Here is a 13,949-nt window from a genome sequence, read left to right on the forward strand (position 1 = left end):
ACGCTTACGCTTCGATATGCGAGAGTTTGATTCAAGAAAACAGAATATTAAACACGAGATTCATTTTACAATGAAGCCCCTATTTTTAAAGAATATGAAACGGAAAAAATCCTTTATACGCTTGCTGCCTCTGGCCGCAGTGGTGTTGCTTTATAGCTGCGATAGTACGCAGTCATCTGATTCCGCTATAATAGAAAGTAGCGTTAACGCAGGATTTCTGGACGAGCTGTCAATAAAAAACGCCCAAAAAGTGCAGGAGATTTTCTACTCAGTACCATCGCCCATGGAGATGGCATCTATCTTGAAAAAATCTGGGGCAGACTACGATATGTCTCTACTAAACGAGGTGAAAAATGTAAGTGGATATACTTCTGCGAGCAGCAGAGCTCTTAATCTAGGTATTTATGGTGCCGATTTAAGCTACGCAAGTATCTTCAATCAAAACCAGGAAGCGATTATTTACTTGTCGTGTACCAAAAAACTAGCCGACAATCTGGGGGTTACAAAAGCTTTTGACGACAGTACAATAGAACGTATGGAAGCCAATGTTGAAAATCGGGATTCGCTTCTCAACATCATTTCTGAAACCTATTATATGTTAGACGCTTATCTGAAAGAAAATGGCCGAGACCATATTTCTGCAATGGTAATAGCGGCCGGTTGGATAGAAGGTTTATACCTGGCAACAACCATTGCTTCTGCCGATGTAAATCCAGATCCACTTTTGCTGCGTCGTATTGCTGAACAAAAACTTTCGCTAAATAATCTTGAGGAACTTGTAAAAGCCTACAATAAGGGAAATCAACTCGACGATATAGCCAAAGATCTGGAAAGAGTTCGTGCAGCATTTGATAAGGTGCAGATGAAAAAAGAAAAATCTACCGTAGGTAAAAAAGCAGATGGAACCACTGTAATAGGTGGTGAGACTAAAACCGATATGAGCAGAGAAACCTTAGAAGAAATCACCAAAGTAGTTAATGAAATCCGTACACGCTACGTAAGTTAAATTTCCCCTAAGATGATGAAAAAAATTCAACTAATATTAAGTCTCGCTGGCTTACTTATATTTAGTTCAGCGTATAGTCAGTGCAGAACATTTGTTAAAACATCGTGCGCTGAAGCAATGGGAGAATACATCCCAAGCGAAAACTTTAACGGCGCTAAATTATCGCCCGGCGATATGGCAGAAGTGAAAATGACCTTTTACGCCGGTGAAAAATATCGCTTGCTGATTTGCAGTCATCCAATGATTGGGAATGTAGATTTCCAGGTGCTGGACAAAGATGGAGTTACGCTCTACAACAATACGGAAGACAATCAGTCAGATCACTTCGACTTTTCACTTTTGGGAACGCAAGAACTTACCATAGTCCTAAAAGTGAGCCCCGACAATAAATCAGCGCTAAACCCTCAGGGTTGTGTAGCCATTCTGATTGGAAGATTAATTCAAAATTGAGATCTAATCTCTAAAAACATTCATTCAAGACATACGGTGGGTCAAACGATCACTTCACCGGAAAAGAAATAAACTGATAAGCCCTTAATAGGGCTTATTTACTTACGACAAATTTCTGTGCAAAGCGACCTTCAGAAGTATTGAAGTGCAAAAAGTAAAGCCCGTTGGGCAACTGGTTTACATCTAAATCAATTACCTTTTTACCACCGATACTTTTTCCGGAATAAATACTGCGAATAAGTCGGCCGGAAACATCGTGCAGGTTAATCTCTAAATTTGATATTCCGGCAGGCATATCCATTTCAATTTTCACAACATCTCTGGCGGGGTTTGGATATATCTGAACAGCATTTTGAATGGCCTCAATAGCATTTACAGAAACCGTAAGAGCATTCGAAAGGTTAATGTCATCCAGGAAAATATTATTCCCGTTTTCACTTATAAACTCAAATTTAATTCTGAATTGAGACGTGAAGAAAACTGGAACAAGGTTATTAATTTCCACCTCTACCCATTGGCTTAAATCGTTCGGTATAAACGGAGTAGATTGCAAACCGGATACTGTATATAATTCATCGCCAACCAAAGTTCGGCGCGCTATCCAGTTTTCACCACAATTTCGTGATACATAAACAATCAGTTTATCGGCGCTACTTGAGTTCTTTCGTTTACACGAATATTTAAAATCTAAACGCGCGTTTGTTGAATCAAAATAGCTCATATCAAAAGTTTGCGACAACAGACTCGCTTTTTCTCCGGATGAGCTTTGCAACCCATTAATAATTGCCGATTGGCTTCCGGTATAGGCTGCCTGGTCTGTAACTTCCCAACTATTCATTCCATTCACATTTTCGGTGTACCAAATCGGTGATTGTCCATTTTCAAAGGAATTAACATCCTCAAAACCCTCCGAAAAAGGAAGTACAACCAAGGAAGTATCGAGTACCCGCACATAATCGTCTTCTAAAGTTGACAAAGTTTCGAAACTATCGCCCGCAGAAAGAATTACATAATAGATTCCCGGATTATTATAAGTTATACTCGGTTCAGCCTCATCAGAAGAAGAAGGGCTTCCACCCTCAAAATTCCACATTCTACTGGTAACGCCACCATACGAGTAATCTTCAAATTGTACACTATCGCCCACACAAATTGTTCTTCTGCCCGATGTAAATTCAACTGCACAAATCACCGGATCTTCATACACTCCTGTAGCAATAAGATTGCTTTCCTGCCACAACTCATTGCGTTCAGCTACGTAGCTGTTTAATGCAGCAGCCATACGCTGCGACTGGCCATGAGTGTACATTTTTGAACAGTATGAATATTCCATAAAATTCTGCACATTATCAAGACTTCCACAGCTTTCGCCGGTAATATTGCAGTTGGTCCAGCCAATGGTATTTGGTGTGTCGGCCACTCCATCATCTGTATTGCAATTTTCTTCTACTTCAGGATCGTTTGTACTTCCCCACAAATGCGGAAGGTCAAGCCAATGGCCAACTTCATGGGTAAGTGTATGCGATCTGTACTGAGAAGATGTGCCTATGCTCCCCACATAATCGTATTTCACCACAATACCATCTATCGTAGCTCCATAGGGGGTGTTTACTGACGAGGGATACCGCGAATACCCGGCAGCACCGCTTTCTATTGCACTACAAACCCAAATATTCAAATATTTTGATCTGTCCCATACGGGAGATAGCATTTTAAGATTGTCGTCTCCGGCATAGGTCAATTGACTTTCTGTTCTTACAATTCCGTTTGTGCAATTTCCATCAGGGTCTCGTTTTGCCAACGCAAACTGGATGGCGGTGTTTGAAACCAGATTTGTAAAAGCCGAATTTACATACCCTATTCCCTGGGTCTGCGCAGAAAAATCCTGGTTCATTACCTCTATAGCATTCTCAATTTGCTCAGGCGCAAGATTTTCTACACCATTGTTGTGAACAATATGAAATACGACAGGAATAATATAAACCTCCTCATCCTTTTTCTCATAATTTTTGGCGAATAAAGTCCGGAATTCGGCTTGCTGTGCAGCGCTATGCTCTGTGCTTTGCTTTAGTTCAGGATGCTCTTCCAGCAATTTATCCATCATTTCGTATGTATGGCATTTTACCAACAACTCTGTACCGTCATCATCTATTTCTTGGGAATGAACAGCAGATACAACTGAAAACAAGATGCCTATAGAGAATAAATATTTTTTCATAAAATCTGATTAACTAAATTATTAGTATGCCGAGCTGTAACTACTTTAATTAGTGCTGAACTGCAAATCTTTTTACAATTTGTCCTTCTCCAACCCGGAGACGAATAAAATAAATTCCGGGAGAAAGGGTTGACACATCCGCATTTACAATTTGTTTGCCCGCAGGCTTATATCCTTTAAAAACCGGCACAATGAGCCTGCCCGTAATATCAAGTATATCTACAGAGGTGTTTCCTCCATTATTCAAATTATAATGGAAGTTTAGTTTGTATGTGGCTGGATTTGGGAAGACTTCAACAGACTTCACAAAATCGACACCTTCCAGGCCAACAGTAGCAGGATCGTAAAGATTAATATTATCTAGATAAATATTGTTGCTGTAATTTGAGGTAAACTCAAAGCGCAATCTAAAGTCTTCGGTAAAGAATACTGGGTTAATATTTGTAATTTCTACCTCTGTCCAGTCTGAGGGTGAATTGGGAACAAATTCACCACCAAAATTTCCGGATACCGTAGGCAAGTCAGGCCCCTCTATTACGAGACGCTGAATCCAATTCAAACCACAGTTTCTCGATATCATTATCCGTAACTGATCGTTGGTATTTTGGTTGCGTCGGGCATGGGCATATCTAAATTTTAAAACCACGTTTTCTCCAAGTTCGCTCAAATTGTAAGTTGGGCTTTGCAGATATTCTGAACTACCCGATGTATTAAAAAATCCCTTTACATAGGCTGATTTCGAGCCCTCATAAGCTGCTGACGAAGTAATTTCCCATTGGATGTTACTACTAGAACCGACGGGATTTACAACCGACCAATTTTCTGTATTGGAAGAAAAGTTATTAAAAGACTCGAATCCTTCAGAATACGGAACCGCATTATCGCCTGAAGGCATAACCCGAATATAGCTTGTTTTGGTAACCGTTTGGCTACCGGTCGAATTGCTGACAGTGAGTATAACGTCATGATTTCCAGGGGTGTCATACGTTACAACCGGAAAAGGCTCATTTGAAGTAGCCGGGGTACCTCCCGGAAATGACCATGACCATTCGGTGACGCCATTAAAGGACAAATCCTCAAAAGAAATTTCTTGTCCCGGGCAAACCAATCTTTCATCGCTGGTGGTAAAATTAGCTTCGCAAATCACGTTTTCTCCGAGCACCCCCGTTTCTGCAAGATTTGCTGGTGTATTGAGCTGATTTCTTTGGCTGATTGAAGAATTCATTGCTGCACGCATTCTGTTTTTCTGACCATTGGTAAACATTTTGGAGCAATAAGAATACTCCATGAAATTCTCAACGTTATCAAGTGATCCGCATGACTCTCCCTGCAAATTACATGTAGTCCAGCCGATGGTAAGTGGCGTATCCGAAACACCATCATCTCCCGAGCAATTGCCTGGCAAGCCAGGGCTATTTCCTGCACCCCAGGTATGTGGCAAATTTGCCCAGTGGCCAACTTCATGGGTCAGAGCATGAGATTTATTGAGATTCGAAGTTCCCATATCGCCCACATAGTCGTGGTTAATTACGATTCCATCGGCAAGCGCACCGAAAGAGCCGTTAACATTGGCCGGAGTGTAAGTATAGCCTGCAGCTCCGCTTTCAATAGAACTACAAACCCAAATATTCAAATAACTATCTCTGCCCCAGCTGGGTGAAATTGCTTTTAAGTTCTCGCCACCCGTATAAGTCTCATCATCTATAATTCGTACAATTCCATTTGTACAATTTCCATCAGGATCTAAGCGCGCAAGCCGAAATTCAAAATTTACATTTCCGATTATGCCCTGAAAAGCAGATACAACAAAGTTTACTCCACTATTAAGCGCCTTGTAGTCGTCATTCATTACTTGTATGGCCGATTCTATTTGAGCATTGCTGATATTCTCTTCTCCATTTGCATGTATCACATGAAAAACCACCGGAATGATTTTAAGAACATCATCTCTGTAAGGCGATTCCTGATAATTGCGTGTAAATTCTTCCAGCTCTGCACTTGCCTGCGCAGCTATAGCCCGTTGTCCGGGATAAGCATTAAAGAAGGCTTCAGTTTGCTCTGTAATACCACATGAATAATGGTCTGAATGATCAGAATCTTGAGCAAATGAACTATTTGCAAATAGGAGAATGGCAATAAAGGATAGATACTTCATATATTGAGAGTCAACAAAAATTGGTAAAGCACAAAAATAAACAATCAAGCAGGTTTTATCGCTATGCTAAATAACAGAACCACTTGGATGCTCTTTATACAAATCATTCCTCAAATTCCCTATACGATGCAGGGAATCTGAATGAATAAACTTGGAAGGCTGAAAAAATCTAAAAATGAGATTATTTCAAGGCCGCATCTAAATCTGCGATCAAATCTTCAATATCTTCAACACCCACGCTTAATCTGATAAGCGAATCAACAACGCCAGATTCTCGCCTAGCATCGGCCGGTATGGAAGCATGTGTCATAGTAGCAGGATGACCAATTAAAGATTCTACTCCACCAAGCGATTCTGCCAAAGCAAAAAGCTTGCATTTACTCAGCACAGCATGAGCAGCCTGGGTGGTATCTGTTTTTAGTGTAAAGGATACCATCCCGGAGAATGCGCTCATTTGCTTTTTGGCAACGGCGTGGTTTTTATGGTTTGGTAAACCCGGATAATAAACCTTGTCGACTGCGGGATTCTTGGTTAACCAATTGGCAACTTTTTCTCCGTTTTCAGAATGTCTTTGCATGCGCAAATGCAGTGTTTTAACTCCTCTCAACACCAAAAACGCATCTTGTGGACCACATACAGCTCCCGAAGAGTTTTGAATGCGGTACATTTCTTTAGCAATTTTTTCGTCAGAGGTCACTAGAGCGCCCATTACTACATCGCTATGTCCGCCCAGGTATTTTGTAACCGAATGCATTACAATATCGGCACCAAGCTCGAGTGGTCGCTGAATATAAGGCGTAGAGAATGTATTGTCAACGGCAAGCATTGCTTTTGAACCCTTCACAACATTTGCTATTGCCTCTATGTCAATGATATTCAGCATCGGGTTTGTAGGTGTTTCAACCCATACCAGTTTGGTGTTTTCATTAATCAATGCCTTAACTTTAGAAGCATCGTCCATAGCTGTATAATGGAATTTGATTCCGTATTTGGCAAAAATTGTGTTGAAAAGGCGGTATGAACCACCGTATAAATCGCTTGTACTAATTACCTCATCGCCGGGCGACAACATTTTCAAAACACAATCAATAGCGGCAAGACCACTACCAAAACAGGCTCCAAATTTTCCGTTCTCAAGTTGAGCCAGATTGGCTTCCAGTGCCGACCTCGTAGGATTATGCGATCGCGCGTATTCAAATCCTTTGTTTACCCCCACCGATTCCTGAACAAAAGTACTGGTTTGGTAAATTGGTGTCATGATAGCTCCAGTCGCTGAATCTGGTTCTAAACCTGCGTGAATTGTTTTTGTGTTAAACTTCATAGAATTTGAAATTTCGGTTTTGAATGCATCAGAAGTAGTGGCTTAGGCCGTTTTCTTTTTTACATCGGCGGAAGCCTTAGACGTAGCTCTTAACCAACGCGGCAAAATTATTGCACCGATAAAAAGGTAAGGGTAATAAGAAATAAGTCGCCAGAGAAGCGCAAGGGCACCAACGAGACCTAGGGGAATAAACTCCTTAAAAAATCCTGAAAACGCAAATTCCGCAACCCCTGAACTGCCCGGAGTAGGGCTAATAAGCATGATAACCCACATTACGAGCTGCCGGGCATATATCAGTAAATGCTCCATGAAACCGCTAATAATCTTGCTTTCATGGCTTACAAATGCAAGGATCAGGAAGTTAACAACCAGGTAGCGTGCAGTCCACGACACATAAGTTGCCCCAAAAGCTTTTACCCAGTAAATAACCGGTTTCCCTTTTAATTCTTTACTCGTAGTAATAATATCGTCTCCAATCTGAATGACATTGTATCGCCACCTGCGCAAAATGGGCAATCTAAAAATTTGCAGCAGCAGGTATTTTAATGTTCGAGGAATGAAGAAAACACCTATCATGATTGCCGTTGTAAGAAGACATATAAATCCGTAACCTATCCAAAACAGCCCTTGTGTACCATAGGTGGTTCCGAAAATCGTTTTTTGAAGATTGATCGGAAAGAGGTTTGAGGTACCAATAGCAATCAGCACAATAGCCACCATGGTAATGTAAAACAGCTCATCGAGCAATGCCGAAACCAGAACAATGGCGGTACTTTTTCCCAGATTGATCTTTTCTCTATTAAGAATAAACATAGCAATTCCAGATCCCCCGACAACGCTCGGCGTCAGCGCCGAGGCAAATTCCCAGAGCATTATTACCCGAAAGCTTTGCTTCCAGGAGAGCTCATCATCTGTAAGCACCCTAATGCGGTACATATATGCCACATCGCGAACGACCATTCCCAGCAGGGCCATGAGAATCCACATTGTACTCGTCCATGTCCAGTCTATATCGCCAAGTGTGTCCTGATACGTTCTTAGTCTGTACTGGCCTGCACAGTTTTCTACTTTTACAAATTCTTCTTCGTCACCGCTATTCACCACCCCGTCTTCATTGGCATCAACCCATCCATATTCGCCACATTGCGAGCCGGTTACTTCTTCAAAACGAGTGTCGGTAAGGTTTAAATAAAGCAAAAAAGCAGCGACCGCTAGACCCAGCGCAACGGGCAAAATCATTTTGCGCGGGCTCAGTTTATTAACTATGTCTTTTTCGTCAGTGCTCAATTATCCGTTATCTGCTATATTCGCTGTTTTTTCTGAAAAGGAAAACACAAATTTAAATTAAAACATGAGTTGAATGAATAAATTCTATTATCTCGATACTTGCGACACTTGCAAGCGGATCATGAAAGAACTTCCCCTTTCGGGAAATGTTACTTTACGCGAAATAAAATCGAGCCCACCAACGGAAACTGAAATTGACTCTCTAGGAAAAAAAGCAGGGAGCTACGAAGCTATTTTTAGCAAACGTGCTCGTAAATACCGCGAATTAGGCCTTAACACCCAAAAATTAGCGGAAGCCGATTTCAAAAAATACCTATTGAGCGACTATACTTTTCTGAAAAGACCGGTTTTGGAAACTTCAGCAACAGCAATATCGGGAAACAGTAAAATAGCAACTGACATCATGCGCGAGGCCTTGAAATAAGATTTCCTTTTTCCGGTTTTGGAAAGTTTTTTAATTCTGGCTGGGTTATAAGTTATGAATGAACCTATATGAAACGCTCACCCTAACCGCTTAGGATTATGTATTTTCAGAAAGCATCGGGTTGAAGTTCTGCATCATGAATGAGAATTAACTACTTTTGCCCACCCCAAACACCACACTATGCTAATTTCCATGACCGGATTTGGTAAAGCAAATGGAAGCTTTGCCAGTAAAAACATCATTGCCGAGATTAAATCGCTAAACAGCAAACAGTTTGATCTAACTGTAAAAATTCCCGGCGTTTACCGCGAAAAGGAACTCGACTTGCGTGGTTTGCTTTCCGAAAAACTCGGACGCGGGAAAGTTGATTTAAATATTTACGTAGAAGACACCGAAGGTCAAAAAAGGGTTACTATTAATCAATCGCTGGCTCTGGCTTACCTTACCGAAATAAACCACCTTGCTGAGGTGAGCGGGCTTCAGACCACACCAGATATTCTTAGCACGCTGCTCAACATGCCTGATGTAATGCAGTCTGAGAAAAATGAGCTTGACGAAAACGAGTGGAAAGCAGTGCTTGAAGTGATTGAAGAGGCAGCCAATTCGCTAATGCAATTCAGAGAAAATGAGGGTGCGAGACTAGCCGAGGACATTGCCGAGAGAGTAAAAACGATTGAAAATTTACGTGTAGAAGTGGAGCAACACCTTCCTCAAAGATTGGCTAGCGTGCGTGAACGTATTGAGAAAAATCTTAGCGATTTAGTAAATCAAGATCAGAGCGATAAAAACCGGTTAGAGCAGGAAATAATCTACTACCTTGAAAAACTGGATATTACGGAAGAACATACTCGACTAAAAGGTCATTGCACTTATTTTCTCGAAACCATGAAGGATCCGGGAATGGTGGGCAAAAAACTCGCTTTTATATCGCAGGAAATGGGGAGAGAGATTAATACCATGGGAGCTAAAGCCAATCATGTAGCCATTCAAAAGCTGGTGGTGGAAATGAAAGACGAGCTTGAAAAAATAAAAGAGCAACTTCTCAATATTGCCTAATGGAAAACAACGGAGGCAAGTGTATCATTTTTTCGGCGCCCTCCGGAGCGGGCAAAACCACAATTGTGCGCTTCTTGCTAAGCAAGTTTGACAAATTATCATTTTCAGTATCAGCAACTTCTCGCGATCGTAGAAGCTATGAAGCCGATGGCTTGCATTATTACTTCATGAGCGCTGATGCATTTCGAAAAAAAGTAGAAGAGGATTCTTTTTTGGAGTGGGAAGAAGTTTATACCGATCAGTATTACGGTACGCTTAAGAGCGAAATGAAGCGCATTTGGAACTCAGGAAAGCATGTTATTTTTGATGTTGATGTGGTGGGAGGAGTAAACCTGAAAAGATATTTCGGCGACAAAGCCCTTGCTATTTTCGTACAGCCCCCCAGTATAGAAGTACTAGAAGATCGGCTTCGAAAGCGCTCTACCGAGACAGAAGAAACTCTATTGGCGCGTCTCTCAAAAGCAGAACACGAAATGACGTTTAGCAAGCATTTTGATAAAATATTGATTAACGACAACCTAGACAAGGCCTGCGCCGATGCCTGCGAAATGGTGAAAGAATTTATAGAATCATGAAGAGAGTAGGGCTTTACTTCGGGACTTTTAACCCCATTCATGTTGGCCACCTTATTATTGCCAATCACATGGCCGATTATACCGAACTCGACGAAGTATGGCTGATAGTGACCCCTCAAAATCCGTTCAAAGAAAAAAGCAGTCTCCTCCCTGATTATCAGCGTCTAGATTTGGTTCGCCGTGCAATAGAAGACAATCTAAAAGTTCGCGTAAGCGATGTGGAGTTTAAACTTCCAAAACCTTCATATACCATTAATACCCTCGCTTATCTCAAGGAAGCCCATCCGAGTACAAAGTTTTCGCTCATTATGGGTGAAGACAATTTGCGCTCGCTCCACAAGTGGAAAAACTCAGAGCAGATTCTTCATGACCATACCGTATATGTGTATCCGCGTGTACTTACCATTCAAGAAAAAGAGGATTTAAAGCCATACCGCACCAATCAATTGTTGGCAAATCACCCCAACATAAAAAAAGTAGATGCTCCTGTAATGAAACTCTCGGCAAGTTTTATCAGAAACTCGATAAAAGCCGGACACGATGTGCGCTATCTCCTCACAGAACCTGTTTATAAGTACGTTACAGAGATGAATTTTTACAAAAAATAGAGTTTTTCACAATTCAGAATATCTCGGCTCCTACAGAGAAATTTTTCGTTTGGCACAGGTTTTGATTTCGGCTTATCCGAACTAATTAAAACCGATTATGATGACTATTGAAATCGTATACCAAACATTACAAACTCGCGCAAACAATCAAATGAAGCGCGGCGACTTAACCGGATATTTTCAATCGCTTATTCACCTTCAGCAAATGCGCCGAGAATTAAGCCTGATGAATACCAGCCGGATTTAGTTTTTCAGAATCCTGTTTTATACCTTCGCTTCTGTGATAAGCGATATTAGAATTGACAAATTTGTGTGGGCTGTACGTTTGTACAAAACGCGCTCTATTGGTGCCGAGGCCGTAAAAACCGGTCAGGTATTACTCAATGATTCTCCTGTAAAGGCGGCTCAAACCGTTAAACCTGGAGACGTTTTAAAGATTAAGCGCAATCCCATTTGGCGTACCTACAAAATTAAAGAGCTGCTCAAAAATAGAGTGGGTGCAAAGCTTGTAGATCAATACATTGAAGATTGCACTGCTCCCGAAGAACTGGAAAAGCTTGAAATGATGAAGCTTATGCCCGGGTATGATCGAGAGAAAGGTGCAGGACGTCCAACCAAAAAAGAGCGCCGAGATTTAGATGGATGGGACACCTGGTAAACCTCACATTTAGAAAAGCCTTTGTTGCGGATATTCCACAACTTATTGACCTCGCCAAAGAAATTTGGCTTCCCACATTTGCGGTTTACTTCTCCGAAACGGAACTAAACAGTCTGTTTTCAGGAATGTACAATACCGATAGAATCACAGCCGATTTACAAAATCCCCATTACGCATTACACATTGTAGAAAATACTGCTCAAAAACCGGTTGGGTATTTCGCGACTGCTATAAAACCAACCTATTTAAAACTCGATAAGATTTATGTTTCTCCAAAACTTCAGGGCCAGGGTATCGGAAAATGGATTTTTGATGAAATCGTGAGACAGGCACGTGAGCAATCTCTGGACTCAATTCAGCTAAACGTTAATCGTCGTAATGCCCCGGCTATTTCCTTCTATAAAAAATTAGGCTTTAAAATTATTAGGTCAGAAGATATTCCGGGGCCTAATGGTTTTGTTTATGACGATTTCGTGATGGAGTTTGAGGTTTCTGAGGGTATGTTGATCAAATACTAATTGCTAAATTTGGGTTATGCTATTCTTTACAAGCCGTATTTCGCAGAACTTTTCTTTTAGTATTAATATGCGGCAGTTTAAAGCAAGATTAAATACACGGTATATTAAGTTGAACCGAAAAAAATTTTAGGAGCAAGATGCAGGAGTTAAAACTAAAAGATGTGGTTATAAGGAACAAAATCTTCATTGTTCGGGGAGAAAAGGTAATGTTAGATCAAGACCTTTCAGAACTCTATCAAGTTCAGACAAAAGCTTTAAATCAAGCTGTCAAAAGGAATAGCAAGAGATTGCCAGAAGATTTCATGTTTCAACTAACATCTGAAGAATGGAAAAACTTGAAGTCACAAATTGTGACCACAAGTTGGGCGAAGAACAGAGCCTTATGCTTTTACTGAGCAAGGAGTTGCTATGTTATCGAGTGTATTGAATAGTGATACTGCAATTGATGTAAATATTCAAATTATTAGAGTTTTCACAAAAATTAGAGAAGTTCTACTAAATGATAAGGACATGCTTCTAAAGTTTGAAAAAATAGAAAAGAAGGCAACAGAACATGATTAAGATATTCAGGTAATATTTAAGTATTTGAAGAAATTGCTGAATGATCCCAATCCACCAAGGAAATCAATTGGTTACAAAAGAAAAGGAGATAATTAATTAATCTTCACGAAGATGATGTTTAAATCCTATCATCAATGCTACCCAAAAATCCTTTTCAATAGATTGAGGAGGTAAACCAAGCTTATTAGAAATATCTCGATAGATATTCTTTTTCTCGTGATCCGGTATTTGAAAAAACTTAATCATAACGCTTTTAGTATGACTCTTCTAATCCATACGGGTGCAAAGCAATGTCATTAAGTTAAAGAAAACTCGCTGGCACGCGTCACGCTCCGCTGTCATCTGAGATGCTGCGGTAAAAACGAACCATATACATTTAGACTCGGTTTTGACATCATTTTTGCGAAAAGGCAAAAATGTCGCCAAAACCTAAATTCCTGACATTCAATAACCCAGGGCTACGCTGCGCTGCACCCTGGGCTATTGAATGTCAGCCTTTCAGGCCTTAACGGCATCGCTGTTTATTATAAGACTTTGAGTTTACGCCACTTTAAGAGCTAGGCCATTTTAGCGCTTTTAAACTATAAAAACCTCAACTTAATGACATTGGGGTGCAAGGAGTATATCATGCCTAAGTGCTATTTCATTTTCTTTTTTGAGCATTCCACTGATGATTATTCTGATATTCTGATTCTCACTTGAATGAAATTTAAATGCTTTAGAATTATCACTAAGGTTTCGACTCTCCGCTTAACAGCGGCATAAAATTCTCGCATCAGGGCACAAAAATCCCCTGTGAAAACTGAGGATTCTGTTGTCCCACTAAGGCTTACCGCCCTGCGGCGGCATAAACTTCTCGCCCCAAAGTAGTCCAACAACAAAAACCCTCGTAAAAACGAGGGTTTTTGTTGTCCCACTAGGGCTTACCGCCCTGCGGCGGCATAAACTTCTCGCCCCAAAGTAGTCCAACAAAAAAAACCCTCGTAAAAACGAGGGTTTTTGTTGTCCCACTAGGGCTTACCGCCCTGCGGCGGCATAAACTTCTCGCCCCAAAGTAGTCCAACAAAAAAAACCCTCGTAAAAACGAGGGTTTTTGTTGTCCCACTAGGGCT

The 13,949-nt window shown here is 40.8% G+C and carries 14 protein-coding genes; 10 read left to right on the plus strand and 4 right to left on the minus strand.

Annotated elements, in window-relative coordinates:
* Positions 1-94: 94 nt before the first annotated feature.
* Positions 95-1,006 (plus strand): hypothetical protein, encoded by a 912-nt coding sequence (locus G3O08_RS10215; RefSeq protein ID WP_163285266.1) that lies wholly within the window; start codon positions 95-97, stop codon positions 1,004-1,006.
* A gap of 12 nt (positions 1,007-1,018) precedes the next feature.
* Positions 1,019-1,456: a hypothetical protein gene (locus G3O08_RS10220; protein ID WP_163285267.1), complete on the plus strand. Its 438-nt coding sequence runs from the start codon at positions 1,019-1,021 to the stop codon at positions 1,454-1,456.
* Between the two features lie 94 nt (positions 1,457-1,550).
* Here the strand turns inward: G3O08_RS10220 and G3O08_RS10225 are convergent, their stop codons facing one another.
* The 4 genes from G3O08_RS10225 to G3O08_RS10240 all read right to left on the minus strand — a co-directional run bounded on the left by G3O08_RS10225 (position 1,551) and on the right by G3O08_RS10240 (position 8,437).
* Positions 1,551-3,674, minus strand: a complete 2,124-nt coding sequence (locus G3O08_RS10225; protein WP_163285268.1) for a M43 family zinc metalloprotease — start codon at positions 3,672-3,674, stop codon at positions 1,551-1,553.
* A gap of 49 nt (positions 3,675-3,723) precedes the next feature.
* Positions 3,724-5,829 (minus strand): M43 family zinc metalloprotease, encoded by a 2,106-nt coding sequence (locus G3O08_RS10230; RefSeq protein ID WP_163285269.1) that lies wholly within the window; start codon positions 5,827-5,829, stop codon positions 3,724-3,726.
* 181 nt (positions 5,830-6,010) lie between these two features.
* Positions 6,011-7,150, minus strand: coding sequence for a cystathionine gamma-synthase (locus G3O08_RS10235; protein WP_163285270.1), 1,140 nt, complete (start codon positions 7,148-7,150; stop codon positions 6,011-6,013).
* A 42-nt stretch (positions 7,151-7,192) separates the two neighbouring features.
* Positions 7,193-8,437 carry a lysylphosphatidylglycerol synthase transmembrane domain-containing protein gene (locus tag G3O08_RS10240; RefSeq protein ID WP_163285271.1) on the minus strand — a complete coding sequence of 415 codons (1,245 nt, stop codon included), beginning with the start codon at positions 8,435-8,437 and terminating at the stop codon, positions 7,193-7,195.
* Positions 8,438-8,510: 73 nt separating this feature from the next.
* Here G3O08_RS10240 and G3O08_RS10245 point away from each other — a divergent pair, with 73 nt between their 5' ends.
* The 8 genes from G3O08_RS10245 (at position 8,511) to G3O08_RS21175 (ending at position 12,671) form a co-directional block, all read left to right on the plus strand.
* Positions 8,511-8,861: an arsenate reductase family protein gene (locus tag G3O08_RS10245; RefSeq protein WP_163285272.1), complete on the plus strand. Its 351-nt coding sequence runs from the start codon at positions 8,511-8,513 to the stop codon at positions 8,859-8,861.
* A gap of 180 nt (positions 8,862-9,041) precedes the next feature.
* Positions 9,042-9,917 (plus strand): YicC/YloC family endoribonuclease, encoded by an 876-nt coding sequence (locus G3O08_RS10250; protein ID WP_163285273.1) that lies wholly within the window; start codon positions 9,042-9,044, stop codon positions 9,915-9,917.
* A complete protein-coding gene (gene gmk / locus G3O08_RS10255; protein ID WP_163285274.1) occupies positions 9,917-10,492 on the plus strand; it encodes a guanylate kinase in 576 nt (191 codons plus the stop codon). The genes G3O08_RS10250 and gmk overlap by 1 nt, the downstream gene beginning before the upstream one ends.
* Positions 10,489-11,100, plus strand: coding sequence for a nicotinate (nicotinamide) nucleotide adenylyltransferase (gene nadD / locus G3O08_RS10260; protein WP_163285275.1), 612 nt, complete (start codon positions 10,489-10,491; stop codon positions 11,098-11,100). Before gmk ends, nadD begins: the two co-directional genes overlap by 4 nt.
* A 97-nt stretch (positions 11,101-11,197) precedes the next feature.
* Positions 11,198-11,347: a hypothetical protein gene (locus G3O08_RS10265; protein ID WP_163285276.1), complete on the plus strand. Its 150-nt coding sequence runs from the start codon at positions 11,198-11,200 to the stop codon at positions 11,345-11,347.
* Positions 11,348-11,380: 33 nt separating this feature from the next.
* The gene (locus tag G3O08_RS10270) at positions 11,381-11,758 is read left to right on the plus strand and encodes an RNA-binding S4 domain-containing protein (RefSeq protein WP_317164056.1); all 378 of its coding nucleotides are present in this window, start codon (positions 11,381-11,383) and stop codon (positions 11,756-11,758) included.
* The gene (locus G3O08_RS10275) at positions 11,743-12,276 is read left to right on the plus strand and encodes a GNAT family N-acetyltransferase (protein WP_163285277.1); all 534 of its coding nucleotides are present in this window, start codon (positions 11,743-11,745) and stop codon (positions 12,274-12,276) included. Before G3O08_RS10270 ends, G3O08_RS10275 begins: the two co-directional genes overlap by 16 nt.
* A gap of 206 nt (positions 12,277-12,482) precedes the next feature.
* Positions 12,483-12,671 carry an ORF6N domain-containing protein gene (locus G3O08_RS21175; protein ID WP_239541133.1) on the plus strand — a complete coding sequence of 63 codons (189 nt, stop codon included), beginning with the start codon at positions 12,483-12,485 and terminating at the stop codon, positions 12,669-12,671.
* Positions 12,672-13,949: the final 1,278 nt, after the last annotated feature.

The sequence above is a fragment of the Cryomorpha ignava genome (assembly GCF_010686655.1).
GTDB lineage: Bacteria > Bacteroidota > Bacteroidia > Flavobacteriales_D > Cryomorphaceae > Cryomorpha > Cryomorpha ignava.

Coding starts and splice junctions, on each gene's coding strand:
- G3O08_RS10250 (WP_163285273.1), top strand. CDS start 9,042: ATGCTAATTTCCATGACCGGATTTGGTAAAGCAAATGGAAGCTTTGCC.
- nadD (WP_163285275.1), top strand. CDS start 10,489: ATGAAGAGAGTAGGGCTTTACTTCGGGACTTTTAACCCCATTCATGTT.
- G3O08_RS10235 (WP_163285270.1), bottom strand. CDS start 7,150: ATGAAGTTTAACACAAAAACAATTCACGCAGGTTTAGAACCAGATTCA.
- G3O08_RS10230 (WP_163285269.1), bottom strand. CDS start 5,829: ATGAAGTATCTATCCTTTATTGCCATTCTCCTATTTGCAAATAGTTCA.
- G3O08_RS10265 (WP_163285276.1), top strand. CDS start 11,198: ATGATGACTATTGAAATCGTATACCAAACATTACAAACTCGCGCAAAC.
- G3O08_RS10215 (WP_163285266.1), top strand. CDS start 95: ATGAAACGGAAAAAATCCTTTATACGCTTGCTGCCTCTGGCCGCAGTG.
- G3O08_RS10220 (WP_163285267.1), top strand. CDS start 1,019: ATGATGAAAAAAATTCAACTAATATTAAGTCTCGCTGGCTTACTTATA.
- G3O08_RS10245 (WP_163285272.1), top strand. CDS start 8,511: ATGAATAAATTCTATTATCTCGATACTTGCGACACTTGCAAGCGGATC.
- G3O08_RS10275 (WP_163285277.1), top strand. CDS start 11,743: ATGGGACACCTGGTAAACCTCACATTTAGAAAAGCCTTTGTTGCGGAT.
- G3O08_RS10225 (WP_163285268.1), bottom strand. CDS start 3,674: ATGAAAAAATATTTATTCTCTATAGGCATCTTGTTTTCAGTTGTATCT.
- G3O08_RS21175 (WP_239541133.1), top strand. CDS start 12,483: ATGTTAGATCAAGACCTTTCAGAACTCTATCAAGTTCAGACAAAAGCT.
- gmk (WP_163285274.1), top strand. CDS start 9,917: ATGGAAAACAACGGAGGCAAGTGTATCATTTTTTCGGCGCCCTCCGGA.